Source organism: Qipengyuania vulgaris, from assembly GCF_009827325.1.
Lineage (GTDB): Bacteria > Pseudomonadota > Alphaproteobacteria > Sphingomonadales > Sphingomonadaceae > Qipengyuania > Qipengyuania vulgaris.
The window spans coordinates 353,814-377,344 of sequence record NZ_WTYC01000002.1; the positions used below are offsets into that span (position 1 = coordinate 353,814).

Annotated in this window: 27 protein-coding genes and 1 tRNA gene; 21 read left to right on the top strand and 7 right to left on the bottom strand. The window is 62.3% G+C overall.

The features are described 5' to 3' along the window. The first annotated feature begins 110 nt into the window (after positions 1-110). The 8 genes from GRI69_RS06135 (at position 111) to GRI69_RS06170 (ending at position 5,951) form a co-directional block, all read left to right on the top strand. Positions 111-860 (top strand): response regulator transcription factor, encoded by a 750-nt coding sequence (locus GRI69_RS06135; RefSeq protein ID WP_160727377.1) that lies wholly within the window; start codon positions 111-113, stop codon positions 858-860. Then, complete coding sequence (locus tag GRI69_RS06140) at positions 853-2,421, top strand: sensor histidine kinase (protein ID WP_160727378.1); 1,569 nt, start codon at positions 853-855, stop codon at positions 2,419-2,421. The genes GRI69_RS06135 and GRI69_RS06140 overlap by 8 nt, the downstream gene beginning before the upstream one ends. Further along, positions 2,418-2,876, top strand: a complete 459-nt coding sequence (locus tag GRI69_RS06145) for an HPr kinase/phosphorylase (protein ID WP_160727379.1) — start codon at positions 2,418-2,420, stop codon at positions 2,874-2,876. Before GRI69_RS06140 ends, GRI69_RS06145 begins: the two co-directional genes overlap by 4 nt. Next, on the top strand, positions 2,873-3,769 hold the full coding sequence (gene rapZ / locus GRI69_RS06150) for an RNase adapter RapZ (RefSeq protein ID WP_337191034.1): 897 nt from the start codon (positions 2,873-2,875) through the stop codon (positions 3,767-3,769). Before GRI69_RS06145 ends, rapZ begins: the two co-directional genes overlap by 4 nt. Positions 3,770-3,841: 72 nt before the next feature. Then, the gene (locus tag GRI69_RS06155; protein ID WP_160727380.1) at positions 3,842-4,267 is read left to right on the top strand and encodes a PTS sugar transporter subunit IIA; all 426 of its coding nucleotides are present in this window, start codon (positions 3,842-3,844) and stop codon (positions 4,265-4,267) included. Next, the gene (locus GRI69_RS06160; protein ID WP_160727381.1) at positions 4,264-4,542 is read left to right on the top strand and encodes an HPr family phosphocarrier protein; all 279 of its coding nucleotides are present in this window, start codon (positions 4,264-4,266) and stop codon (positions 4,540-4,542) included. Before GRI69_RS06155 ends, GRI69_RS06160 begins: the two co-directional genes overlap by 4 nt. Before the next feature lies 1 nt (position 4,543). Further along, complete coding sequence (locus GRI69_RS06165; protein ID WP_160727382.1) at positions 4,544-5,365, top strand: TrmH family RNA methyltransferase; 822 nt, start codon at positions 4,544-4,546, stop codon at positions 5,363-5,365. Between the two features lie 22 nt (positions 5,366-5,387). Beyond that, positions 5,388-5,951 carry a DUF1993 family protein gene (locus GRI69_RS06170; RefSeq protein ID WP_160727505.1) on the top strand — a complete coding sequence of 188 codons (564 nt, stop codon included), beginning with the start codon at positions 5,388-5,390 and terminating at the stop codon, positions 5,949-5,951. 15 nt (positions 5,952-5,966) lie between these two features. On the opposite strand, the gene GRI69_RS06175 is transcribed toward GRI69_RS06170, so the two are convergent. From GRI69_RS06175 to recR, 4 genes are all read right to left on the bottom strand, one after another. Beyond that, complete coding sequence (locus GRI69_RS06175; protein ID WP_160727383.1) at positions 5,967-6,299, bottom strand: PilZ domain-containing protein; 333 nt, start codon at positions 6,297-6,299, stop codon at positions 5,967-5,969. Between the two features lie 112 nt (positions 6,300-6,411). After that, the gene (locus tag GRI69_RS06180; protein ID WP_160727384.1) at positions 6,412-7,809 is read right to left on the bottom strand and encodes a DNA recombination protein RmuC; all 1,398 of its coding nucleotides are present in this window, start codon (positions 7,807-7,809) and stop codon (positions 6,412-6,414) included. Between the two features lie 221 nt (positions 7,810-8,030). Then, positions 8,031-8,597: a peptide deformylase gene (locus GRI69_RS06185; RefSeq protein ID WP_160727385.1), complete on the bottom strand. Its 567-nt coding sequence runs from the start codon at positions 8,595-8,597 to the stop codon at positions 8,031-8,033. A gap of 63 nt (positions 8,598-8,660) precedes the next feature. Further along, positions 8,661-9,257: a recombination mediator RecR gene (recR, locus tag GRI69_RS06190; protein ID WP_160727386.1), complete on the bottom strand. Its 597-nt coding sequence runs from the start codon at positions 9,255-9,257 to the stop codon at positions 8,661-8,663. Between the two features lie 118 nt (positions 9,258-9,375). Here recR and fmt point away from each other — a divergent pair, with 118 nt between their 5' ends. The 3 genes from fmt (at position 9,376) to GRI69_RS06205 (ending at position 12,224) form a co-directional block, all read left to right on the top strand. Further along, positions 9,376-10,284, top strand: coding sequence for a methionyl-tRNA formyltransferase (fmt, locus tag GRI69_RS06195; RefSeq protein ID WP_160727387.1), 909 nt, complete (start codon positions 9,376-9,378; stop codon positions 10,282-10,284). Further along, a complete protein-coding gene (truA, locus tag GRI69_RS06200; RefSeq protein WP_160727388.1) occupies positions 10,281-11,030 on the top strand; it encodes a tRNA pseudouridine(38-40) synthase TruA in 750 nt (249 codons plus the stop codon). The genes fmt and truA overlap by 4 nt, the downstream gene beginning before the upstream one ends. A gap of 84 nt (positions 11,031-11,114) precedes the next feature. Beyond that, positions 11,115-12,224 carry a zinc-binding dehydrogenase gene (locus GRI69_RS06205; protein WP_160727389.1) on the top strand — a complete coding sequence of 370 codons (1,110 nt, stop codon included), beginning with the start codon at positions 11,115-11,117 and terminating at the stop codon, positions 12,222-12,224. 1 nt (position 12,225) lies between these two features. Here GRI69_RS06205 and GRI69_RS06210 read toward each other — a convergent pair whose 3' ends face one another. Next, a complete protein-coding gene (locus GRI69_RS06210) occupies positions 12,226-13,203 on the bottom strand; it encodes an asparaginase (protein WP_160727390.1) in 978 nt (325 codons plus the stop codon). 70 nt (positions 13,204-13,273) lie between these two features. Here GRI69_RS06210 and GRI69_RS06215 point away from each other — a divergent pair. Continuing rightward, a tRNA-Val gene (locus GRI69_RS06215) sits at positions 13,274-13,349 on the top strand. A 2-nt stretch (positions 13,350-13,351) separates the two neighbouring features. Here the strand turns inward: GRI69_RS06215 and GRI69_RS06220 are convergent. After that, on the bottom strand, positions 13,352-13,768 hold the full coding sequence (locus tag GRI69_RS06220) for a TlpA family protein disulfide reductase (RefSeq protein WP_237452968.1): 417 nt from the start codon (positions 13,766-13,768) through the stop codon (positions 13,352-13,354). A 160-nt stretch (positions 13,769-13,928) separates the two neighbouring features. Between GRI69_RS06220 and argH the strand changes: the two genes are divergently transcribed. The 4 genes from argH to GRI69_RS06240 all read left to right on the top strand — a co-directional run bounded on the left by argH (position 13,929) and on the right by GRI69_RS06240 (position 17,639). Then, the gene (gene argH / locus GRI69_RS06225) at positions 13,929-15,302 is read left to right on the top strand and encodes an argininosuccinate lyase (protein ID WP_160727506.1); all 1,374 of its coding nucleotides are present in this window, start codon (positions 13,929-13,931) and stop codon (positions 15,300-15,302) included. A 5-nt stretch (positions 15,303-15,307) separates the two neighbouring features. Beyond that, on the top strand, positions 15,308-15,544 hold the full coding sequence (locus GRI69_RS06230) for a hypothetical protein (protein WP_160727392.1): 237 nt from the start codon (positions 15,308-15,310) through the stop codon (positions 15,542-15,544). 62 nt (positions 15,545-15,606) lie between these two features. Further along, a complete protein-coding gene (gene lysA / locus GRI69_RS06235) occupies positions 15,607-16,869 on the top strand; it encodes a diaminopimelate decarboxylase (protein ID WP_160727393.1) in 1,263 nt (420 codons plus the stop codon). Next, on the top strand, positions 16,869-17,639 hold the full coding sequence (locus GRI69_RS06240; RefSeq protein WP_160727394.1) for a precorrin-2 dehydrogenase/sirohydrochlorin ferrochelatase family protein: 771 nt from the start codon (positions 16,869-16,871) through the stop codon (positions 17,637-17,639). The genes lysA and GRI69_RS06240 overlap by 1 nt, the downstream gene beginning before the upstream one ends. On the opposite strand, the gene GRI69_RS06245 is transcribed toward GRI69_RS06240, so the two are convergent. Beyond that, on the bottom strand, positions 17,636-18,607 hold the full coding sequence (locus tag GRI69_RS06245; RefSeq protein WP_160727395.1) for a MarR family winged helix-turn-helix transcriptional regulator: 972 nt from the start codon (positions 18,605-18,607) through the stop codon (positions 17,636-17,638). The two genes, GRI69_RS06240 and GRI69_RS06245, sit on opposite strands and share 4 nt — an antisense overlap. 156 nt (positions 18,608-18,763) lie before the next feature. On the opposite strand from GRI69_RS06245, the gene obgE reads away from it, so the two are divergent. The 5 genes from obgE to GRI69_RS06270 all read left to right on the top strand — a co-directional run bounded on the left by obgE (position 18,764) and on the right by GRI69_RS06270 (position 23,513). Continuing rightward, on the top strand, positions 18,764-19,819 hold the full coding sequence (obgE, locus tag GRI69_RS06250) for a GTPase ObgE (protein ID WP_160727396.1): 1,056 nt from the start codon (positions 18,764-18,766) through the stop codon (positions 19,817-19,819). 4 nt (positions 19,820-19,823) lie between these two features. Then, a complete protein-coding gene (gene proB, locus GRI69_RS06255) occupies positions 19,824-20,945 on the top strand; it encodes a glutamate 5-kinase (protein ID WP_160727397.1) in 1,122 nt (373 codons plus the stop codon). Next, positions 20,942-21,847, top strand: a complete 906-nt coding sequence (locus GRI69_RS06260) for an NAD-dependent epimerase/dehydratase family protein (protein ID WP_160727398.1) — start codon at positions 20,942-20,944, stop codon at positions 21,845-21,847. Before proB ends, GRI69_RS06260 begins: the two co-directional genes overlap by 4 nt. 40 nt (positions 21,848-21,887) lie before the next feature. After that, positions 21,888-22,982: a 2OG-Fe(II) oxygenase gene (locus GRI69_RS06265; protein ID WP_160727399.1), complete on the top strand. Its 1,095-nt coding sequence runs from the start codon at positions 21,888-21,890 to the stop codon at positions 22,980-22,982. A 108-nt stretch (positions 22,983-23,090) separates the two neighbouring features. Continuing rightward, entirely contained in the window at positions 23,091-23,513 is a 423-nt protein-coding gene (locus tag GRI69_RS06270; protein ID WP_160727400.1) for a hypothetical protein, read from the top strand. Positions 23,514-23,531: the final 18 nt, after the last annotated feature.

The window sequence follows — 23,531 nt, forward strand, 5'->3', positions numbered from 1 at the left end:
CCGCCAATAGTCCCAGCCTGCCGCAACGTCAAATAGCAGGCGATAGATTCCACTTTCCATGCGCCTGTTCGCGTTGTCTTGCCCGAAAAACTGCGTTAACCGGCTGATCCATGGAAAGTGAAGCCGTACAGGGCGCTACGCCGAATGACGATGACCGCACGGTTATCGCGCTGGTCGACGATGACCGCAATATCCTGACCACCGTCTCGATCGCCCTGCAGGCCGAAGGGTTTGCGACACGAGTCTATTCCGATGGGGAAGCCGCGTTGTCGGCCCTGCTGGGCAATCCGCCCGATCTTGCCATCTTCGATATCAAGATGCCCAAGATGGACGGAATGGAACTGCTTCGCCGACTGCGCGAACATTCTCCCCTCCCCGTCATCTTCCTCACCAGCAAGGACGAGGAACAGGACGAGGAAGCGGGCCTCCAGATGGGGGCGGACGATTATATCGCCAAGCCCTTCAGCCTGCGCCTGCTGCTCGCCCGGATCCGCACGATCCTGCGCCGGAGCGACGCTCGGCGGCCAATGCCGATCGAGCCCGGCGAAAAGCCCGCCGAAGTAATCGAACGCGGACGGCTGGTCATGGACCCGGCACGTCACCACGTGGTCTGGGACGGCAAACCGGTCTCGCTCACCGTCACGGAATTCCTCCTGCTGGAAGCGCTGGCGCTGCACCCCGGCGTTATCAAGAGCCGCAATCAGCTGATGGATGCCGCCTATCCGGACGACGTGTTCGTCGACGACCGGACGGTGGACAGCCACGTCAAGCGCATGCGCCGCAAGTTCCGCAGTGTCGACGGCGAGTTTTCCGCGATCGAGACGCTCTACGGCGCGGGATACAGTTTCAGCGATGGCTGAAACCCGCAGCGTCCTTCGGGGCGATCCGCGGCTTGAAAAGCTGCGCTGGTCGCGGCGGCTTTCGCTCACCAGCCGCATCCTGTTCGTCAACGTCCTGCCACTGGTACTTCTGGGCGGGGGGGTTCTTTATCTCGATAGCTACCGCAAGCAGCTACTCGACGAACGCTTCAAGCTGGCACTGGTAGAGGCGCAGATCACGGCCGAAGCACTCGCTGGCGCCACCCCGCAGCGGCAGGAGGCACTGCTGATCCAGATCGGCAAGGAACAGCGACTGCGTATCCGCGTCTACGGCCCGGATGGGAACCTCGAATCCGACAGTTTCCAGCTCGCTCCTCCCAGCTTCGACCTGCCGGAGCCCGCGGAAGTCGACCAGACCGATTTCGCATTGCAGATGGACCGCTGGTTCGACCGGGTCGTGGGCGCGCCCGCACTGCCCGACTATCGCCAGCCCGAATACGACCGTGCCGACGAATGGCCCGAGCTGGTCCGTGCGCGTGAGGAAAGCCTGACACAAATCGTGCTCCGCGATGCGCCCGATGGTACCCATGTCATCAATGCCGCCGCACCGGTCGGGCTGGACGGCGATACATTGCTCATCACCCGCAATCCGGTCGACATCACGCAATCCGTGCGCGAGGCGCGCACGACCGTGGCGATGATCGTCCTGCTGTTTCTCCTGGTTTCCACCCTGCTGAGCTTCTTCCTCGCGCAGACCATCGTACGCCCGCTGCGCGAACTGGTTCAGGCCGCCGTACGCGTACGCCAAGGGCGTGACCGGCAGGTCGAGGTCCCGCGCCTGCCCGACAGGAGGGACGAAATCGGCATGCTTGCCCGCGCCGTTTCCGACATGACCGCAGCCCTGCGCCACCGCATCGATGCCGTGGAGAGCTTCGCCGCCGACGTGGCGCACGAAATCAAGAATCCCCTCGCTTCCCTTCGCAGCGCGACCGAATCGCTGGGCAAGGTCGAGGACCCCCAGCTGCGCGCCCAGTTGATCGAAATAGCCACTCACGATGTCCGCCGGATCGACCGGCTCGTGACCGAAATCTCCGACGCCAGCCGGATCGACGCCGAGATGTCGCGCACCGAATTCGAGCAGGTCGACATGGCCGAACTGCTGCGCCACACCATCGCAAGCAGGGAAGAGCGCGGAGAGAACGAAGGACGCAAGGTGGCAATTTCACTCACGGGCGAAGGCCATGTCGTCCCGGGCGTCGGCATAAGGCTCGAACGCATCATCGAGAACCTGCTCGACAATGCAGTCTCGTTCTCCCCGGCAGATGGCACTATTGACGCCCAGCTCGTCCGGCGCGAAGGGCGGGTCATCCTGACGATTTGCGACGAAGGTCCGGGCATACCGGAGGAAAAGCGAGAGAAAGTGTTCCACCGTTTCCACTCCGACCGCCCCGAAAGCGAAGATTTCGGCAATCATTCCGGCCTCGGTCTGGCAATCGGCCGCACGATCGCCGATGCACATGACGGCACCCTTCATGTCGAAGGACGCGCCGATGGGCGCACCGGCGCCTGTTTCGTACTCGATCTGCCGGCGGCTGCGCGATGAAGACCAGACTGCCCAACGTCACCGCGGTTGCCATAGACGGCCGCGCATTGCTGATTGCAGGCGAATCCGGGGCGGGGAAATCCTCCCTCGCCCTAGCCCTGATCGACCGCGGCGCGACCCTGATCGGCGATGACGGGCTGATCATCGACGAGGTGGACGGTCACCCGCTAGCCTGCCCGCCGAAGACGACGCGCGGCCTGCTGGAAGTGCGCAATGTCGGCCTTGTCGAACTGCCGACCTGCGAAGCCCCAATTGCGCTGGTGCTCCAGCTGACCACTCTCGCCCCGCGCTATCCGATGGAACTTGCCAAGACGACGCTGGGAGGTGTCGGCGTGCCCGTACTCCTGTTCCGCCCCGGCGATGCAACGCAAGCACTGCGGGCAGAATTTGCGCTCGGCAAGCACGGCATGGCTGTGCCGCAAGCTGGGACCGACGACGGCGAAGCGGCACAGTGAGCGAAAAGCCGCCAATCCAGGGCATCCTGCTGGTCACCGGCATGTCGGGGGCGGGCAAGACCACTGCCCTTCAGGTGCTCGAAGACCTCGGCTGGGAAGCCATCGACAACTTCCCGCTCCGCCTGCTGGCCAGCCTCGTCGACGCCGAGGCCGAGCGCCAGGCCCCCATCGCCATTGGCTTCGATTCGCGCACCCGCGGCTTCGCGCCTGCCGATATCATCGAACAATGCGAGGGATTGGCCGACCAGAGCGATGTCGAACTGACACACCTGTTCATCGACTGCTCTGACGGCGAACTCGAACGCCGCTACAACGAGACCCGCCGCCCCCACCCCATGGCTCGCGAACGGCCAGTCGCGGGCGGTATCAAGGCCGAACGCGAATTGCTCGAACCACTGCGCAACTGGGCGGAAATCCTGATCGACACGAGCGAGCTTGCGACCAATCAGCTGCAGCAGGTCATGCGCGAACGCTTCGGCAAGAGCCGGGATCGCGAAATGACGGTCACAATTTCGAGCTTCGGATTCGCGCGCGGCCTGCCCCCCCTGGCCGACCTGCTGTTCGACATGCGTTTTCTCGACAATCCCCATTGGGTACCCGAATTGCGAGAGCTTACCGGGCTCGACGCTGCGGTCGCCCACCATATCGAACGGGACCCCGGTTTCGCGCCGGCCTTCTCGCAGATTTCGCGGACCTTGCTGGAACTGCTGCCTCGCTACGGCGCGCAGGATCGCGGCTATCTCAACATTGCCTTCGGGTGTACCGGGGGGAGACACCGTTCGGTTTACAGTGCGGAACGGGCGGCGCAGGTCTTGCGCGAGGCTGGATTTTCGCCCACGGTCGTTCATCGGAACTTGGGAAACCGGCCCGCCGACCCGCTCGAGCGCAGCTGAGATTCGCACACCAAGCGATGGTTGAGAAAAGAGCCTGAAACCTTCGGAACGCGCAACGGACGCACTTCACGCATGATCGGAATGATCCTCGTCACCCATGGCAGACTGGCCGAACACTTCATCGACGCGATGGAGCATGTCGTCGGCAGCCAGGAAGGTGTGGCAACCATCTGCATCGGCCCCAACGACGATATGGAGCAGCGGCGCAGGGACATTGCCGATGCCATCTCCACCGTCGACACAGGTGATGGCGCCATTATCCTCACCGACCTGTTCGGGGGAACCCCTTCGAACCTTGCGATTTCCCTCCTTGATGCAGGGAGAATCGAAGTCATCGCCGGGATCAATCTGCCGATGCTGATCCGGTTGGCCGGTGCACGCAAAAGCATGAATGTGGTCGATGCCGTGCACGCCGCACAGACCGCGGGGCGCAATTACATCACCGTTGCCAGCGAATTCCTCGGGCAGGACCTAGACAGCGCGCGGAAGGCAAGTTGAGCGAGGCGCGCAAACAGGTCGAAGTGGTCAACCAGCGCGGGCTTCATGCGCGCGCGAGCGCCAAGTTCGTCGGCGCGGTCGCCGAACTTCCCGACAGTTGCAAAGTGCGGGTCGCGAAGGGCAAGAACGAAGCAGCTGGCGGCTCCATTCTCGGACTGATGATGCTGGGCGCAGCCAAGGGCGATACGATCGAAATCATCGTCGAGGGCGAGAATGCCGATGCGGTGATGGCCGACCTTTCGGCAATGATCGAAGGCGGCTTCGGGGAACCCTGAGATGGCCGCGCATCGCCGGGTAATCACCGGTTTTTCCAATCCGACGGTCAAGGCGCTGCGCTCCCTGCGCGAAAAGAAGCACCGCAAGCGTGAGGGCAAGTTCCTCGCCGAGGGACTGCGGCTGCTCACCGATGCGCGCGAGTGCGGCCATGTGCCCGAAACGCTCGTGCTCGCCGACAGGCGCGATCCCCATCCGCTTCTCGCGGCGCTGGAAGATGCCGTAGAGGACAGCGGCGGAGAGGTGATCGAGACCTCGCCCGTCATCCTTTCCAAGATCACGGGCAAGGACAATCCGCAGGCCGTCGCCGGAGTTTTCGCCGAATTCGATACTTCGCTGGGCAAACTCGATCGCTCCAGCGCCGATATATGGCTGGTCGCCCAGGCGCTGCGCGATCCCGGCAATCTCGGGACCATGCTGCGCACCGGCGATGCCATCGGTGCCGGCGGGCTTATACTGATCGACGATTGCGCCGATCCTTTCAGCGTCGAGGCCGTGCGCGCCAGTATGGGTGCCGTCTTCACCCAGCGAGTCGCCTTGGCGGAATGGGGCGAGTTCGAAACCTGGCTGCGCACGGGCGCAGAAGAGAATCGGGGCCAGCTTGTCGCCGCCAGCCTGCGCGATGCCCGGCCCTATCGCGGCGCACCCTATTCTGCTCCCTGCTTCGTTATGGTCGGCAACGAGAGCCGCGGCCTTCCGGAAGAATATGAGATGGCATGCGACCTCAGGGTCACCATGCCGATGAAGGGCCGGGCCGACAGCCTGAATGCGGCGGTGGCAGCTGCGGTGCTGGGATACGAAGTCCTGGCCAGCATGGAGAATTGACCTGATAAACGCACCAACCGGCATCGCCCTCGCAGACATGATGCTGCCGACCTATCGCCAAATGCTCGGCGCGCTATCGAACTGGCTCGAAAAGGCACAAACGCAGCTAGGGCAGCCGGAAGCCGACGCGCTGATGGCGAAGCGGCTGGCACCGGACATGTTCCCGCTGTCGACGCAGGTGCGTTTCTGCTGCGTACAGGTCATGGAAGGTATTTCGCGCCTGAACGGTAAGCCGTTTCCCGCAGTTGTCGACACACTGCTCGAAGAGGGCCGCAATGCAGGCGAAACCCCGGGCACCCTGGCGGACGCAAAGGCCCATATCTCGGAAAGCCTTGCGTGGCTGGACAAGCAGGATGCCAATGCGACGTCACTCGAACCCGGCGATCCAATCGAGCATTCGCTGCCCAACGGGATCGTCTTCGATTTCACGGTCGAGCAATATGTCCGCGACTGGGCGCTGCCCCAGTTCAACTTCCACCTGATGACCGCCTACGCGATCATGCGCAGCAGCGGTGTGGAACTCGGCAAGGTCGATTACGTGTCGCACCTGCTCCCGCTGGTGCGCCCGGGCACGATGCCCGGATAAGTGCGCTGTGGCGCCTCAGTCCGGTTGCTGGGCGAATGCTGCGATGGCTGCGGCTTCGTTCTTTCCGCCTTCGACAATGATATGTTCGAGAACTGAAGGATAGAGCGGTTGTTCGAACTCAACGCCGACTTTCCGCTTCTCGATCCATTTCACACGCGCGGTTAGCGGACCGATGCTGCCGATCCGGATGGTGATTTCATGCCCCTTCTGGACACGCCCGCCCAGATCGGAAAACTGGCAGCCATATTCGGAAAGATCCTTGATCGCGACATTGAAGCCCACGCCGGTGCCCTTGCGGTAACGCCCGGGCACGGCGATCGAGTACCGTTTTTCTCTGCGTAGATCCATTCGCCCACTCCGGCAGTATTGCCCAATGTGTTTGCGAGACCCGAATTGTGTTTATCCTGCTGGTAAACGGATAAGGCGGAATCGTTTACGAATGGCTAAAGCGAGAGCACAATCACTCCGCAGCTTCGCGTCCGTCTTCCGCCGAACTTTCGATCTGCGCGGCGTCATCGGCATTGTAGCGCGGCGTACCTTCGACCAGCGGGATATCTGGTATCTCCGACTTGCCGACTTCAACACCCTTCTCTGCCATTCGTCGACCCGAAGAGAGGACGTTGCGCTCAAAACTTCCGACGAAGCTGTTGTAATTCTTTACCGCACTTTCGAGACCGCCGCCCATACGTTTGAGATGCTCAGAAGCAGAGCGCAACCTATCGTATAGCTCGGCTCCCATTCTTCCGATTTCACGAGCTTCGTCGGCCATTTTGTCTTGCCGCCAGACCTGCGCGACCGTGCGCGCAATGGCGACGAGATTGGTTGGGGTCGCCAGCAGCACCTTGTTGCGGAAGGCGAAATCCCACAGTTCGGGATCGTGTTCGAGCGCCGCGGCGACGAAATGTTCGCCCGGCACGAACATGACGACATAGTCTGGCGCATCGTCGAATTGGCTTTGGTAGCCCTTGCTGCCAAGCGTCTGGACGTGGTTGCGCATCGACTTGGCGTGGAGGTCGAGATGCCGCTTGCGCTCGCCGTCATCCTCCGCCTCGAACGCTTCCTGATAGGCATTGAGCGAGACCTTGGCGTCGATCACCAGTTTCTTCTGGCCCGGCACATTGACGATCGCATCGGGACGCAAGCGGCCTTCGTCGGTCGAAACCGAGTGCTCGAGAATGTAATCGGTGTGTTCGCTGAGGCCGCACTGTTCGAGGACGTTCTGTAGCGCGCGCTCACCCCAGCGCCCGCGCGCCTTGGGGGCATTGGTCAACGAATTGCCGAGCCGCTGCGCCTCGCGCCGGACCTCTTCCTGCCCCAGCCGCATCTGTTCGATCTGCGTGGCCAACGAGGAAAAGGCATTGGTGCGTTTCTCCTCCAGTGCAGCCACCTGATCTTCGTATTTCTTCAACCGGTCGCCCACCGGCTGAAGCAATTCCCTGATCCTAGCCTCGGAAGTCTTTTCCGAATGGCCGAACCGCTCGTTCGCGCGCTCCAGGAATTTTTCCTGCGCCGCGCCGAGCACCTTGGCCCCGGTATTCTCGAATTCCTTGAGCAGATTGGCGCGGCTTTCCTCGAGCAGGCGTTTCTGCTCTTCGAAACCGGCGGCCTGTGCTTTCAGCGCCGTGTTCTCCTCGCGCACGGCATCGAGCCTGCTTGCCAGATCGTCGGACCGGGCCGCGCGTTCGGACATTGTTGCAAGATCGCGGGTCATTTCCTTGACCTTGTCCTCGGCTGCGCGTGCATCAGCCTCGCGCTCGCCAGTTCTGGCCTTCCATTCAGCCACGGGACGCGAACCCACGAACCATCCCAGGCCCGCTCCGACCAGCAGCGCGACAATCGCAATTACAGCCATTTCCATGCCGCAACGCTAGGCGGAACACATGCGGAACGCCACCCCTTTCCTACAGCAATCCACCGGGAGAGCTTCGCATCGGTTCGTTCTTATCCTCAGCCGCCGCCAGTCACCGCTTTTACCTATGGCAAGGCAGGCCGCGGGATGTCCTTGATCAACTTGCACAAGGAAAAGGCGACCCGCTCACCGCGAATCGCCTTTTCGAAAGCGGGAATGTGTTGGGAAGCCTAAGCGGCTTCGCGAAGCTTCCGCAGCTTCTTCAGCGCCATGTTGCGCTTCAGGCGCGAGAGGTGGTCGATGAAGAGAATGCCTTCGAGGTGATCCATCTCGTGCTGGAGACAGGTCGCCATCAGGCCGTCCAGATCTTCCTCATGCGCTTCGCCCTCAAGGTCCTGATAGCGCACACGGCAGGTCGCCGGACGGTCCACATCGGCAAAGATGTCGGGGACCGAAAGGCAGCCCTCCTGATAGGTCGCCAGTTCTTCTGCCGGGTCGAGAATCTCGGGGTTTATGAAGACCCGCGGCTCCTTCTTCACCGGGTAGTGCACATGTTCGTGCCCGCCGTGGTTGCAGACTTCGCCCTCGGCATCTTCGTCCTCGGGCTGCAGGTCGATCACCAGCACGCGCTTGGGTACGCCGACCTGGATTGCGGCGAGACCGATACCGGGCGCATCATACATGGTTTCGAACATGTCCGAGACGAGTTCACGCAATACGTCGTCGAATTCGGTCACGGGTTCGGACACGACCTTGAGCCGGGGATCCGGCACTTCGAGGATTTCACGGATAGCCATGGAGGGTCAGATAGGCGCGGAAGCGGCGTTTTTCAATCCACTTGGGACGGTCAGAGTGATCGCTTAGCCGAGCGGTCTGCGAGCCCTCAAAGCCTGTGCCAGTGTCCCTTCATCAAGGTAATCCAGTTCCCCGCCCACCGGCAGGCCGTGGGCGAGCTGGGTGATGCGGACGGGGAAGTCCTCCAGCCGCTCGGCAAGGTAATGCGCCGTGGTCTGCCCTTCGAGCGTGGCATTCATGGCGAGGACAACCTCGTCCACCCCGCCCTCTTCCACGCGCGACAACAGGCTGGCAATGTTGAGGTCTTCCGGCCGGACGCCATCCAGCGCCGACAGCTTGCCGCCGAGCACGTGGTACCTGCCCGTGAATAGCTTCGCCCGGTCGAGCGCCCAGAGATCGGCCACATCCTCCACCACGCACAGCCCCTTGCCGTCACGGCGCGGGTCGGCGCAGATTCCGCAGGGATTGGTGGTATCGACATTGCCGCAGGTGCCGCATTCGACCAGCGTATCGCCAACCGTCGCGAGCGCTTCGAGCAAGGCGGGCAATGCGCTTTCGCGGCGCTTGACCAGCCACAGCACGGCACGTCGTGCGCTGCGGGGACCGAGGCCGGGAAGGCGGGCCAACGCCGAAGCGAGCGTTTCGATTTCTTGTGAGGCCATTGCGCTTTGTTAGAAATCCGTTCGGGCTGAGCTTGTCGAAGCCCTGCACTTTCTTATAGCGCTGTACAAGAAGTGAAGTACGGCCCTTCGACAAGCTCAGGGCGAATGGAGGTATCGGTTGCGCGTTGTTTTCATGGGATCGCCGGAATTTGCCGTGCCGACGCTGCAGGCGCTGGTCGATGCGGCGCATGAGGTGTTCTGCGTCTACACCCAGCCGCCCCGCCCCGGCGGAAGGCGAGGCAAGGAACTGACGAAAACTCCAGTTCATCAGCTGGCGGAGCGGCTCGGTATCGAGGTCCGTCATCCCACCTCGCTCAAATCGGCCGAGGAGCAGGAGAAGTTCACCGCACTCGATGCGGACGTGGCAGTAGTGGCAGCCTATGGGTTGATCCTGCCGCAACCGATCCTCGACGCGCCGAAACGCGGCTGTCTCAACGTCCATGCCTCGCTGCTGCCGCACTGGCGCGGCGCGGCCCCGATCCACCGCTCGATCATGGCAGGCGACGAGGTGACCGGGGTGACGATCATGCAGATGGAAGCCGGGCTCGATACCGGCCCGATGCTCGCCACGGTGCGCACGCCGGTCGAAGACAAGACCACCGGCGAATTGACCGAGGAACTCGCCGAGCTGGGCGCACAGCTGATGGTCGGCACGCTGATCGATCTCGATGCGCTGCATGCGGTCGAACAGGACGACGAAGCGGCGACCTATGCGAAGAAGATCGACAAGGCCGAAGCGCGGATCGACTGGTCGCGGCCTGCTGCGGAAGTGGTTCGCCATATCCACGGCCTCTCCCCCTTCCCGGGCGCATGGTTCGAGATGGAAGGGCTGCGCGTGAAGGTGACGCGCGCCGAATTGGCGGAAGGTTCGGGCGAAGCGGGCACGGTGCTCGATGGCGATCTGGCCATCGCTTGCGGAGAAGGAGCCATCCGCCCCACCCGCCTGCAGCGCGCAGGCAAGCCCGCGATGGACCGGGCGGAATTCCTGCGGGGCAATGCAATCGGGAAAGGTGCGGGCCTCAAATGACCCGCTTCGCGCTCACCATAGAGTTCGATGGAACGCCCTTCTTTGGTTTGCAGCGGCAAGACAATGGGCCAAGCGTGCAGCAATCACTCGAGGATGCGGCCTATCGCGTCACGGGCGAGGACGTCCGTCTCCACAGCGCGGGCCGGACCGATGCGGGCGTCCACGCGCTCGCCATGCGCAGCCACATGGATATCGAGAAGGACATCGCGCCCTTTCGCCTGATGGAAGCTCTGAACTCGCAGGTCCGCCCCGATCCGGTCGCGGTGACACATTGCGAGATCGTGCCCGATGACTGGCACGCGCGGTTTTCCTGCACCGGTCGCAGCTATGTCTACCGCATCGCCAACCGCCGTGCGCCGCTGACGCTGGAGCGCAACCGGCTGTGGCAGGTCCCACAGGAGCTGGACCATGAAGCGATGGACCGCGCCGCCAAGGCGCTGGTGGGCCTCCACGACTTTACCACCTTCCGCTCTGTTCATTGCCAGTCGCAAAGTCCCGTCAAGACATTGGACCTGCTGGATGTCGAACGAGAGGGCGAGGAAGTGCGCATCCACTCCGCCGCGCGCAGCTTCCTTCATCATCAGGTCCGCTCGATGGTCGGCTGCCTCGCGCTGGTCGGAATGGGCCGCTGGGGCGAGGAGCGGGTGGCCGAGGCGCTGGAAGCAAAAGATCGGCAGGCGCTCGGCCTCAACGCGCCGCCCCACGGCCTCTATTTCGTCGAGGCGACATATCCGGAAGATGCATGACGTAACGGCACCCTAGCCAAGCCCGTTTCCGAGGCGTAGCGAACTTTGGAAACAGGTTTCGTAAAGCAACGAAAGGGAACTCTAATGACCACCGGCAAGCAGCTTTTCACCACGCTGACGAGCGACGGGACGCTAACCCTCGCGATTGAGGAGGTCACCTTCCCCGACCCGACCGGCAACCAGATATTGGTCAAGATGGAAGCCGCCCCCATCAATCCTTCCGATCTCGCGATCCTCACTGGAGCGGCAGATTTCGAAAATGCCGAATATTCGCCGGGCAAGGTCGTTGCCAAAATGCCCGAACCGTTCAATTCGGGTCAGAAATCGCGCCACGGTCAGAAGCTTCCCGCAGGTAACGAAGGCGCGGGCACGGTGGTTGCCACGGGTGACAGCGACATGGCGAGGGCGCTCATGGGAAAGCGTGTCGCCTGTGTCCCCGGAAATGCGTTCAGCCAGTATGCCATCGCCGATGCCGCCATGTCTCTCCCGCTGGGCGAGCATAGCGCCGAAACGGGGGCGTCGAGCTTCGTCAATCCGATGACCGCGCTCGGCTTCGTCGAGAACGCCAAGGCCGATGGCCAGAAGGCGATCCTTCACACGGTCGGCGCGTCGAACCTTGGCCAGATGCTCAACCGCATCTGCCTCGAGGACGGCATCGACCTCGTCAACATCGTTCGCAAGGATGACCAGGCCGAACTGCTGAAATCGCAGGGCGCGAAGCATGTCGTCAATTCCTCGGATGAAGATTTCATGGACCAGCTGCGCGGCGCGATTGCGGAAACGGGTGCCTTCTATGGCTTCGATCCCATCGGTGGCGGCCAGATGGTCGATAGTTGCTTCAAGGCGATGGAGCAGGTCGCCGTCTCGCAGATGAGCGAATATTCACGCTATGGCTCCAACCAGCAGAAGCGCATGTTCATCTATGGCCGCCTCGATTTCGGCCCGACCACATTGACGCCGGCCTATGGCTTCGGCTGGACCTTGTCGGGCTGGCTGCTGACGCCGTTCCTGCAGAATGCAGGTATGGAAACAGTCATGCGGATGAGAAAGCGCGTTCTCGACAATCTGACCACAACCTTTGCCAGCAACTACAAAACCAGGGTCGACCTGGAAGGCATGCTGACCAAGGACGCGATCCTCGACTACCGCCGGATGAAAACGGGCGAGAAATATCTCGTTACGCCGAACGGCTGAGCTAGCGGCGGTCGAACTTGCGCTGGATGGCGGCGGGATCGGTGATCCCGTTCGCCAACAGCAGTTGCAACAGGATGCGCGCCTTCTGCGGATTGAGCGCCCGCGCGGCGACGAAGCCGTTCTCCGTGTCCTCGGGCTCACGATCGACCAAACCTTCGTCGGCGCGGCTGGCACGTACCACGGGGAGACCCCGCTTGGCCTGAGCCCTCAACGCCTCGCGAATTTCCTCGGACATGTTGCCCTCACCCACGCCTGCCACGACGATTCCCCGCGTCGCCTGCCCCACCTGCCGTTCGACGCTGGCAGCGCGCAGGCCCGCGTAGGCATATAGGATGGCGACCTCCGGCAAGCTGTCCGACCATTCGAATGAAGCATCGCTACCCTGTCGCCATGGCGCACCGAACCATTCAAGACTCGACGGTGTTACGAGAGCTATAGATTCGCGCGGGAAGCCGCGGAATGCCTCTGTCCCGCGTGTCCTGACCTTGCGAACATCGCGCGCCGCGAACACGCGGTCGCCCATGACCACCAGCACTCCGCGCCCTGATGCACTCGGATCGCTTGCGACGCGCACGGCATTGGCAAAATTTCTGAGGCCATCGTAGCCAACCGCATCGGCGGGCCGCATCGCGCCCACAACAACTACAGGTTTATCGGCGGGCAACGTCAGGTCGAGAAGGAAAGCGGTTTCTTCCAGCGTATCGGTGCCGTGGGTGACGATCACACCGGCGCATGAATTGACGGCCAGCGCCTCCATGATTGCGGGGTGGAGCGCATTCCAGACCTCCGGCCCCATGTCCGCCGAATCGATATTGGCGATTTGCCTGCCGGACAACTCGGCTTCGAGACCCAATCCGCCGACTTTTTCGAGGTAATCGTCGATCCCGATTTCGCCCGCGCGGTAATCCTTGGCGATGGCCGATCCGGCGATTCCCGCGATGGTGCCGCCTGTGGCGAGGACTGTAAGCTTGGTCGTCATGACAAAGCGCGATAGCGGCAATTGATTTTCCCGTCACGCACGCTATGTGGCGCTCTCCCGACACCGGTTGGGGCGCTTAGCTCAGTTGGTAGAGCATCTCGTTTACACCGAGAGGGTCGGCGGTTCGAGCCCGTCAGCGCCCACCATTTCACTCGAAGCGCAAGGCTTCGTCGATCGCGGTACGAGCTTCCTCGCTCGACCAGTCGTAGTCGCCTCGCACGCGCCAAACTTCCTGCCCCAACGCATTGTAAAGCACGGTCGTGGGAAGCACGGTGTCGCCAAGGGCGAAGCTCAATTCTGCGTCCGGGTCCATCCATGAACCGAGATGCTCGAACTGGTTCTGTGCGAAGAATCCAGCGACCTTTTCCTCGCCGCCCATGTCCTGGCTGGCGGTGATGACGCGCATTCTGCCTTCGTAATCGCCGGCCAACTCGTCGAGCAGCGGCATCTCCTTCACGCATGGTGCGCACCAGGTCGCCCACAGGTTGAGCAAGACCGGGGTGCCCTGCACGGCCCCCAGATTGAGTATCCGCCCTTCAAGATCGCGTAAATTCGATGCAGGCATGAGTTCTCCGGCCATGCTGCGATCGATTTCACCGCTTGTCGGTGCCGAAGCACCGTTTTCTTGCGCCTCTTCCGGCGCGCTCCTATCGCAGGCCGCAACGAAAAGACCGAGGACACAGGCAAACGTGAGCGACAAGCGGGACAATTCGGGCTCCAACAGTATGTGGGGCGGAAGGTTTGCCGAAGGACCTAGCGCGATCATGCGCGAAATCAACGCCTCAATCCCATTCGACAAGGCTCTGTGGCGCGAGGATATCGCGGGGAGCCGTGCGCATGTCGCGATGCTGGCGAAGCAGGGTATCGTGAGCGAGGCGGACGCAAAGGCGATAGATGAGGGCCTTCATCAAATCGCTGCAGAATACGAGCGTGACGGGGTCCCTGTGGATTGGGATCTCGAAGACATCCACATGACCGTCGAATCCCGGCTGACCGAGATTGTCGGGCCGGTGGCCGGCCGCCTCCACACCGCGCGTAGCCGCAACGATCAGGTGGCAACCGATTTCCGCATTTGGGCCCGCAGCGCAATGCGGCGCGCCGTTGCCGGGATCGACGCCGTCCTCTCAGCGCTGATCGAGCGGGCCGACGAACACGCCGCCAGCATCATGCCCGGTTTCACGCACCTTCAGACGGCGCAGCCAGTGACGCTCGGGCATCACCTGCTTGCCTATTTCGAGATGCTGGCGCGCGACCGCTCGCGCTTCGCCGATGCGCTGGCGCGGATGGACGAATGCCCGCTTGGGTCGGCCGCGCTGGCAGGAACTGGTTTCGATCTCGACCGAAAAATGACCGCACAGGCGCTGGGTTTCGCTCGGCCTACCCGAAACAGTCTCGACGCTGTCTCGGACCGCGACTTCGCGCTCGATTACCTGATGGCGGCAAGCCAGTGCTCGCTTCATCTCAGCCGTCTCGCCGAGGAGTTCATTATCTGGGCGAGCCAGCCCTTCGGTTTCGTCAAATTGCCCGATGCCCTCTCCACCGGCAGCAGTATCATGCCGCAAAAGCGCAACCCCGATGCGGCCGAGCTTGTGCGTGGCCATGCCGGGCGGATAATCGGATGCGTAACCAGCCTGATGGTCACGATGAAGGGGCTTCCGCTCGCCTATTCGAAGGACATGCAGGACGACAAGCCGCCGGTATTCGAGGCAGCGAGCCTGCTCGATCTCAGCCTTGCCGCAATGGCAGGCATGGTCGCCGATAGCGGGTTCGACACGGCAAGGATGCGCAAGGCTGCAGAGGCTGGCCACGCAACTGCCACAGACTTGGCCGACTGGCTCGTCCGGCAGGCTGACATTCCGTTCCGCGAGGCGCATCACATTACCGGCGCTGCCGTGAAATTGGCAGATGAGAAGGGCGTTGCGCTCGATGGACTTTCAATCGGCGACCTCAAGGGCATCGACGAACGGATCGACGAGCGCGTATTCGAGGCATTGTCAGTGGATGCCTCCGTAGCGGCCCGGTCTTCCTATGGCGGGACTGCACCGGTCCGTGTTAGGGAGCAGGTCGAAGCCGCCCGCAAGCGGCTGGAGGAGTTCTGATCGATATGCGTAAAATCGCAGCCCTTGGCTTTGCCATCGCGCTGACCGCCTGCGGCCAGAAGGTCGAACTGACCCCGGTCGCGGGCGAAACACTGCCGCCCAAACCCTATGGGGCCGAGGTGCAGCCCGATGCGGCGGAATTGCTGGCGCTGGATCCCCAGGCTGCGCCGGACCGGTCGGTGGAACTTCGCACCCGCTCCGAAGAGCGCGAAGACGATCCGTTCGACCTCCCGCCGGAGTGAATTTCCGGTCGCAAAGCACAGCTTGTTAGACTTCGCGCCCCGGATTCGGCAGAGGCGCACGCATGGACCATTTCCAGCTTCGTGACGGCATCCTGCACGCCGAGGATGTGCCGCTTCCCGCTATCGCCGACGAGGTCGGCACCCCTGTCTATGTCTATTCCCGCGCCACGTTGGCACGCCATGCCCGTGTATTCCGCGATGCCCTTTCGGGCCTGAAGGATCCGCACATCGCCTTTGCGGTGAAAGCCAATCCGAACCTTGCCGTACTGCGCGTGCTGGCGAACGAGGGCTACGGGGCCGACGTGGTTTCCGGCGGCGAACTGACCCGTGCGCTGGCTGCCGGCATGAAGCCGGAGGACATCGTTTTTTCCGGTGTCGGAAAGACCCATGCCGAACTCCAGCAAGGTCTCGAACAGGAGATCGGCCAGTTCAACATCGAGAGCGAGGAAGAGGGCTACGAACTCGCTGCGATCGCGCGGCGCTTCGGCAAGCAGGCGGCCTGCGCCCTGCGGGTCAATCCGGATGTCGATGCGCGCACCCATGAAAAGATTTCGACTGGCAAGCGCGAGAACAAGTTCGGCGTCCCGCTTGATCGGGCTACGGAAATCTACACCGCTCTAGCAAAGGAAGACGGGCTCGATATGCGCGGCATAGCGGTGCATATCGGCAGCCAGCTGGCCGATCTCGAGCCCCTTGAAACAGCCTTCACCAAGGTCGGCACGCTGATCGGGGAACTGCGCAATGTCGGATGCAGCGTGACCCATGCCGATCTCGGCGGGGGGCTCGGTGTACCATACAAGGCGGGCGAGGAGCTTCCCGCCCCTGCCGAGTATGGCGCGATGGTGGCGCGGGTCACCAAAGGCTGGGACGTGCGGCTGGTGTTCGAACCCGGCCGCGTGATTGCCGGAAATGCCGGCGTGTTGCTGACGCGCGTCGTGCGCGTGAAACGCGGGATCGAGCGGCCATTCGTCGTGGTCGATGCCGCGATGAACGATCTGGCACGCCCCGCCATGTATGGCGCGTGGCACGATTTCGAAGCGGTGCAGCCGACCGGCGAGAGAACGATCGCGCATATCGTCGGGCCGATCTGTGAGACCGGCGACACTTTCGCCATGGACCGCGAATGCGATGCTCTGGTCCCGGGCGATCTTGCCATATTCCGTACCGCGGGCGCGTATGGCGCGACCATGGCCTCGAGCTACAATTCGCGCGGGTTCGTGGCGGAGGTGCTGGTGGATGGTGATCGGCACGCCGTAGTGGCCGACCGCATCCCGGCAGATGCGATCATGGACGCCGAACGCGTACCCGACTGGCTGGAAGGCTGATGCACTCGCTGCCGCTGTTCCACCGAATCGCGGGCGAGCGGGTTGTCGTCGTCGGCTCGGGCGGGATGGCGGCAGCAAAAGCTCGCCTGGTGGAACGTGCAGGCGGCATCGTTTGCGCGGAAACCGAGGCACACCATGCGAAGCTTGCCTTCGTTGCATTGGAGGACGAGCGGGCGGCAGAGGCTGCGGCCCTGCGCCTGAAACGCGCGGGGCTGCTCGTCAACGTCGCCGACCGTCCGGAATTGTGCGACTTCACGCTGCCCAGCATCCTGGACCGCGAACCGGTGCTCGTCGCTATCAGCACGGGCGGCGCTTCGGCAGGTTTGGCAAAGCATCTTCGGCTGCGGCTCGAGGGGCTTATCCCTCAGTCGATCGGCGGCCTTGCGAGCGGGCTTTCCGCGATGCGTGAAAAACTGCGTGCTCGATGGCCCGATGGCGACATGCGGCGCAGCGCGCTTGACCGGGCCCTCGAAGAAGGAGGCCCGCTCGATGTGCTTCAAGCAGAGTCCGCATCTCATATCGATGCGTGGATTGAATTCGGTACGGCAGAAGACCAACCGGCGATTTTCGAGTTCATCCTGACAAGCGACGATCCGGAAGACCTGACCCTCAAGCAAGCTCGGCTATTGGGCAGAGCCGACACCGTGCTTCACGACCCGGCGATCCCGGAAGCCATACTCGTGCGAGCCCGAGCCGATGCCCAGCGGCAGCCCCTGCTAGGCGACGAGCCAACAAGCGGCCTGACCGTAATCCTTCGCCGGTCGATCTAGACCGCCAGCAACTCTTCCGCCGTAACGCCGATCGCTTCGAAGTAGCGCGCCATGGCGTCGACTGTGGTGTCATCCAGAGCAATGTGCGCACGGCGACGATCGTGCGGGTCAGGTATGCGTACGAGCAAGCCCGCATCCACCATCTGACTGATCCAGCGCAAACCCGTTGTCGCCGGAACGCCCGCCGCGATGCAGAGCGAAGTGACGCTGACCCTTCGCCGTTCCGACTTCGCAGCCGCGAGATCGAGCAGAATGTCCCAAGCCGGGTCCGCAAACAGTTCGGCATCGAAGAACCTAGCCCGTAACTGTCGTGCCTGAATCATCCTGCGAATACGGTCGCCTGCCGGAAGCTGGGGAGGTTTCTCTCGCGACGCGGAATATTCTTCTCCCTGCTGCGCAAAAGTCTGAGTTGGCGATTCGAACCGGAAAGCTCCGCCGCCCTCTCGCTGGCCCGGCGACAAACCTTCGAGCCGTTCGGCAATCTTGCCCACCTGTTCGGTCAGGCGAAGGAGCATCAGCCGATCTTCCTCGGCCAGTTCGCGCAACCGCAGATTGGGCACATGCGCGAGCACGCGGCCAATCGCGATTACCCTTTCGGCACGGCAGGGATCGACGAGTATCTGTGCGCCCGACATCGCGAAACAGCCGAATACTGCATCGAGCGATGCCATCGTGGTCGAGACGACGATCTGCGCACCCGACTTGCCTGCACGCATATCGAGCCGCGAAAGGAGCGCGACGACAGCCGCATCAGCCTCTGCGCAATCCACCAGCACCAGATCGCCCAGTGCACCTGACGCGCCAGACGCGAACTCATCGAGGCTGCAGCACTCCAAAATCCGGAATCCGGCTGCTTCGGCATCTTCACGCAACTGCCCTCCTACCGGCTCCCGATCGGCCAGAATCGTTATCGCGAGCTGGAAACCGGCGCTGTCAAAAACGAGCTCATAGCTGAAATCGGCTTGCATCGAATCGAGTTCCTTTGAGAATGCTTGGAACTTTGTGAGAACAAACTGGGTTCATATCAAGAATACGGAGGTCCGGCAGATGTACCAACGGGCCGCCTATGGCAGCCGTGACCGGATCGCTCGCCTTCCGCCAAAAAAGCGATTAGGGCGCATTCCATGCACTTCCTCGATCAGGCAAAAATCTACCTCAAGTCCGGCGGAGGCGGCCCCGGCGCCGTCAGCTTCCGGCGTGAGAAGTATATCGAATACGGCGGCCCGGACGGCGGCAATGGCGGGAAGGGCGGCGACATTGTATTTCGTGCCGTTCAGGGCCTCAACACGCTGATCGATTTCCGATATTCGCAGCATTTCAAGGCGCAGCGCGGGAAGCACGGCATGGGCCGTGACCGTACCGGCGCAGGCGCTCCCGATCTCGTCATCGACGTGCCAGTCGGTACGCAGGTCCTATCCGAGGACAAGGAAGAAATCCTCGCCGATTTCACCGAGGTCGGACAGGAAATGGTTTTCCTGGAAGGCGGTATGGGCGGCCGAGGCAACGCCAGCTACAAGAGCAGCACCAACCGCGCCCCTCGCCAGCACCAGCCAGGCGTTCCGGGCGAGGAAATGTGGGTCTGGCTGCGCCTCAAGCTGCTTGCCGATGTCGGGCTTCTCGGTCTGCCCAATGCGGGCAAGAGCACCTTCATCAACCAAGTGACCAATACCAAGGCCAAGGTGGGTGATTATGCTTTTACCACCTTGGTGCCCAAACTGGGCGTAGTGCGCCACAAGGGCCGCGAATTCGTGCTCGCCGATATTCCCGGCCTGATCGAAGGCGCTGCAGAAGGCGCAGGTATCGGCGACCGATTCCTGGGCCATATCGAACGTTGCCGCGTGCTGATCCATCTGATCGACATCGCCGGGGACGACCCGGCGGACGCCTATCGTACAGTCAATTCGGAGCTTGAGGCTTACGGTGCGGGGCTTCTCGACAAGCCGCAACTGGTCGCGCTCAACAAGCTTGACCTCGCAGACGAGGAACTGGGCAAGGCCTTCGCCGACGAATTGCTGGAAGCGGGGGCGGAAAAGGTTTTCTCGATATCGGGAGCCACAGGCTCGGGCATCGAGGAATTGCTCGATTCAATTCTTAGCTATCTACCCGATCGCACTTCGACCGAAACCCACGCGGAAGAGGTCGAAGACGAGGACGAAGCTCCTGACTGGTCGCCCATCTGACCGCATGACTATCGATACGCTCTCCGGACTGGTCGGGGCAAAGCGCCTCGTGATCAAGGTCGGCTCGGCGTTGCTGATCGAAGGGGGCGAGGCGCGGTCGGGCTGGCTGGCGACACTTGCCTCAGAAATTACCGACCTGAGAACGCGCGGGACGCAAGTGATCGTGGTGTCTTCGGGCGCAATCGCTCTCGGTGCTGCCAAGCTTGGCCTCGCGAAAGGTGGGCGAGGTAGCCTCGCCGATGCCCAGGCTGCGGCCTCGGTCGGACAAGTCGAACTGGCGCGCCTGTGGTCAGAAATGCTCGGCAAGCACGATATCGTCGCTGCCCAGATGCTGGTGACACTTGGCGATCTCGAAGATCGTCGGCGCTATCTCAACGCTGCTGCAACGCTGGACCGGTTGATCGAGGCGGGCGCGATCCCCGTGGTCAATGAGAACGACAGCGTCGCGACGGAAGAGATACGGTTCGGAGACAATGATCGGCTGGCGGCGCGCGTCGCTCAGGCAGCGAAGGCAGATGCCGTGCTGCTCCTTTCCGACGTAGACGGCCTCTACGATCGGGATCCGAAGGAACCGGACGCAGAACTCATCTCCACCGTTGAGGGTGTCACCCCCGAGATTATCGCCATGGCGACGAAGGAGTCCTCATCGGGCCTCGGCTCGGGCGGCATGCTGGCCAAGCTGCAGGCAGCGCGAATTGCCGAGCGCGCCGGGATTGCGCTCGCCATCATCAACGGCAAGCACGATGCACCTATTGCCGAGGCGGTGAACGCCAACCGCGGGACGCTGTTCCTTGCCCAGGGTGACGAGAATGCGCGCAAGGCATGGCTGTCCGGCCGCCTGGCCCCTGCCGGCGTGCTCAGCGTTGACGAGGGTTGCACCAAGGCGTTGGCGAAAGGCGCCAGCCTGCTAGCCGCTGGCCTGACCGATGTCGAAGGAGACTTCCGGCGCGGCGACCTTGTCGCGATCTTCGGGGCCAAGGGGGAAAGGCTCGGCCAGGGCCTCGTCGAATATACTGCTTCCGAATGCCGCGCTATTCTGGGCCTTCGCGAGGAAGAGCAGGCCGAGAGGCTCGGGTACGCACCGCGTGCCGCGATCATCCATCGCGACCATATGGTGCGCGGATGATTATTGCTCTGACCGGAGCGACAGGCTTCGTGGGGCAGGCCGTGCTCGATGCTGGATCGCGTCAGGGTGTGGAAGTTCGGGCGCTGACCCGCCGCGCGCAGGAGCCGCGAGAGGGAGTGACATGGGTAGAAGGAAGTCTCTCTGACAAGGCGTCGCTTGCACGGCTTGTCGAAGGCGCAGACAGCGTAGTCCATGTCGCGGGACTGACGAATGCCCCCGACCCGAAAGAGTTCGAGATCGCCAATGTCGAGGGTACGACTGCGCTACTGAACACCCTGCGTTCCAGCCCAATTGAGCGCTTCATCTTCACCTCTTCGCTGTCTGCACGAGAACCGAAGCTGTCGCTCTACGGCGCATCCAAGGCGAAAGCGGAAGCCTATGTCGAAACCAGCGGACTCGATTGGACCATCGTGCGTCCCCCCGCAGTTTACGGCCCGCGCGACAAGGATATGTTCGAGCTCTTCCGCTCCGCCAAATACGGCATCGTACCGGTACCCCCCAAGGGTCGCACGTCGCTCATCCATGTCGATGATCTTGCGGAATGCCTGCTTGCGCTCGCCCATGGTGGGGTCGCAACGGGCGCCAAGCTGGAACCGGACGACGGACGTTCGGGCGGCTATGAACACGGGGAGTTGGCAAGGCTTATCGGCACCGCTGTGGGCAAGAAGGTGCTTACGCCCCACCTGCCCAAGACGTTGCTTGCGCTCGCAGCCCGCTCTGACCGCCTGGTCAGGGGCGACCGGGCCAAGCTCACTCCCGACAGGGTCGGATATATGGTCCATCCCGACTGGGTCTGTCGCCCTGAACGCGCCGTTCCGCCCAATATCTGGTCCCCGCGCATCGACGGACCTGCTGGCCTCGCCTCAACCGCACGCTGGTACAGACGCGAGGGCTGGCTTTGACGCAATTGCGGTCGTGCAATGCCATCTATAGGGTCACCGCATGACCTCGCATCCCGCCCCGCCTTTGCCTGGAGATTATGCACCTTGGTTCCACGCCAAGGCGTTATCGGGTTCCGACCGGTACGCTTTCCATTCGATAGGCGGACGCCATGTGCTCATGCTGTTTCATGGCACGGCGCGCCAATCCGAAGCCAAGGCTGCTCTGGGTTTGGTGCAGAAACATCGCGAGCTGTTCGATGATGAAAACGCCTGCTTTTTCGGCATCACGACCGATCCCACGGACGTCTCCGAAAGGAGAATCGAGCAAAGCCTGCCCGGCGTTCGCCATTTTCTCGATTTCGACCAGTCGGTAAGCCGGCTTTACGGGGCCTCCGATCGGGATCAGCGTTTGAAACCCTTCTGGATACTGCTCGATCGCGAATTGCGGATTATTGGTCGCTACCCATTGGATAAGGGTATTGAGGCGATTGCCGAACTGAAGCGTAGGACCAAGGACGTGGTCGATCGCTGGGCGCCCGTACTAACCGTTCCGGACGTTTTCGACGAAACGATCTGCAAGCACCTGATCTCTCTTTACGAACGCGACGGCGGCACGCCTTCTGGCTTCATGCGCGACGTGAAGGGGATGACCACGCACATTCTCGACGATGACTTCAAGCAGCGCCGCGATACGACCATTGAGGACCCGAAGCTGATCCAGCTGCTTTCACAGCGCATAGCTCGCCGGATCGCACCTGCAATCGAGCGTGCTTTCGCCTTCAAGGCCACTCGGATCGAGCGCCACATCGTGGCCTGTTATGAAGCCGGGCGAGGCCACTTCCGCCCACACCGCGACAACACGACTTTCGGCACGGCGCATCGCCGCTTTGCGGTGACGATCAACCTCAACGCAGGAGAATATGAAGGAGGTGACCTGCGCTTTCCAGAGTTTGGAGGCCGCACCTACCGTGCGCAAACTGGTGGAGCTGTGGTTTTTTCCTGCTCGTTGCTGCACGAGGCAACACCTGTGTCGAAAGGCAAGCGTTACGCTTTTCTTCCGTTTCTCTACGACGAAGACGCCCGGTCCGTTCGCCAAGCCAATTTCGGCAAGTTGGCAGCGCATACTAAGGAAAACCCGGAGCAAAAATCCGACTGATAAATGCCGATTGTCTTATTCGGGATTGCGCCTAACCTCCGGCGCTCGGTCGCGAGTCGTGAGCGGAAAACTCCGCCTGTTCGTCATGGGTCGCGATTGGAGGATTTCATGAGGATGCTATTGATTCTTGCCAGCTCGCTGGCGATTGCGGGCTGTTCGCAGGCCGAGGACGAAGAAGCCGCACCTGCCTTGGAGACATCAACGCCCGAACCCGCGGAGCCGTTGGCCGCCGATGGCAACCCGGCACCCGGCCTATACACGATCACGCTGGAAGAGGGTACGGTATTCACCGAAGACGTGAGGGCAGACGGCACTTACGTCCAGACCGATGCAGACGGCGAAGTCGTCGAGACCGGCACTTGGGAGCAGAAGTCCCCCCAGCAATATTGTTACACGGTCGACGAGGAATACCGTGAGGCCGAAGAACCCGAAGGCCAGCAATGCAACACCGAGGGCATCGGTGAGGACGGCGTCTGGTTCTCGACCAACCCTGAGGGCGAAACCTCGACGGTCGAACGCTCGGAAGGATAGCTAGCCTTGCGAGGGCAT

What these genes read in the sequence shown, in the direction of transcription:
- GRI69_RS06135 (WP_160727377.1), top strand. Translation starts at nt 111, where the DNA reads ATGGAAAGTGAAGCCGTACAGGGCGCTACGCCGAATGACGATGACCGC.
- GRI69_RS06140 (WP_160727378.1), top strand. Translation starts at nt 853, where the DNA reads ATGGCTGAAACCCGCAGCGTCCTTCGGGGCGATCCGCGGCTTGAAAAG.
- GRI69_RS06145 (WP_160727379.1), top strand. Translation starts at nt 2,418, where the DNA reads ATGAAGACCAGACTGCCCAACGTCACCGCGGTTGCCATAGACGGCCGC.
- GRI69_RS06155 (WP_160727380.1), top strand. Translation starts at nt 3,842, where the DNA reads ATGATCGGAATGATCCTCGTCACCCATGGCAGACTGGCCGAACACTTC.
- GRI69_RS06165 (WP_160727382.1), top strand. Translation starts at nt 4,544, where the DNA reads ATGGCCGCGCATCGCCGGGTAATCACCGGTTTTTCCAATCCGACGGTC.
- GRI69_RS06175 (WP_160727383.1), bottom strand. Translation starts at nt 6,299, where the DNA reads ATGGATCTACGCAGAGAAAAACGGTACTCGATCGCCGTGCCCGGGCGT.
- GRI69_RS06180 (WP_160727384.1), bottom strand. Translation starts at nt 7,809, where the DNA reads ATGGAAATGGCTGTAATTGCGATTGTCGCGCTGCTGGTCGGAGCGGGC.
- GRI69_RS06185 (WP_160727385.1), bottom strand. Translation starts at nt 8,597, where the DNA reads ATGGCTATCCGTGAAATCCTCGAAGTGCCGGATCCCCGGCTCAAGGTC.
- recR (WP_160727386.1), bottom strand. Translation starts at nt 9,257, where the DNA reads ATGGCCTCACAAGAAATCGAAACGCTCGCTTCGGCGTTGGCCCGCCTT.
- truA (WP_160727388.1), top strand. Translation starts at nt 10,281, where the DNA reads ATGACCCGCTTCGCGCTCACCATAGAGTTCGATGGAACGCCCTTCTTT.
- GRI69_RS06205 (WP_160727389.1), top strand. Translation starts at nt 11,115, where the DNA reads ATGACCACCGGCAAGCAGCTTTTCACCACGCTGACGAGCGACGGGACG.
- GRI69_RS06210 (WP_160727390.1), bottom strand. Translation starts at nt 13,203, where the DNA reads ATGACGACCAAGCTTACAGTCCTCGCCACAGGCGGCACCATCGCGGGA.
- GRI69_RS06220 (WP_237452968.1), bottom strand. Translation starts at nt 13,768, where the DNA reads ATGCCTGCATCGAATTTACGCGATCTTGAAGGGCGGATACTCAATCTG.
- argH (WP_160727506.1), top strand. Translation starts at nt 13,929, where the DNA reads ATGTGGGGCGGAAGGTTTGCCGAAGGACCTAGCGCGATCATGCGCGAA.
- GRI69_RS06230 (WP_160727392.1), top strand. Translation starts at nt 15,308, where the DNA reads ATGCGTAAAATCGCAGCCCTTGGCTTTGCCATCGCGCTGACCGCCTGC.
- lysA (WP_160727393.1), top strand. Translation starts at nt 15,607, where the DNA reads ATGGACCATTTCCAGCTTCGTGACGGCATCCTGCACGCCGAGGATGTG.
- GRI69_RS06240 (WP_160727394.1), top strand. Translation starts at nt 16,869, where the DNA reads ATGCACTCGCTGCCGCTGTTCCACCGAATCGCGGGCGAGCGGGTTGTC.
- GRI69_RS06245 (WP_160727395.1), bottom strand. Translation starts at nt 18,607, where the DNA reads ATGCAAGCCGATTTCAGCTATGAGCTCGTTTTTGACAGCGCCGGTTTC.
- obgE (WP_160727396.1), top strand. Translation starts at nt 18,764, where the DNA reads ATGCACTTCCTCGATCAGGCAAAAATCTACCTCAAGTCCGGCGGAGGC.
- proB (WP_160727397.1), top strand. Translation starts at nt 19,824, where the DNA reads ATGACTATCGATACGCTCTCCGGACTGGTCGGGGCAAAGCGCCTCGTG.
- GRI69_RS06260 (WP_160727398.1), top strand. Translation starts at nt 20,942, where the DNA reads ATGATTATTGCTCTGACCGGAGCGACAGGCTTCGTGGGGCAGGCCGTG.
- GRI69_RS06265 (WP_160727399.1), top strand. Translation starts at nt 21,888, where the DNA reads ATGACCTCGCATCCCGCCCCGCCTTTGCCTGGAGATTATGCACCTTGG.
- GRI69_RS06270 (WP_160727400.1), top strand. Translation starts at nt 23,091, where the DNA reads ATGAGGATGCTATTGATTCTTGCCAGCTCGCTGGCGATTGCGGGCTGT.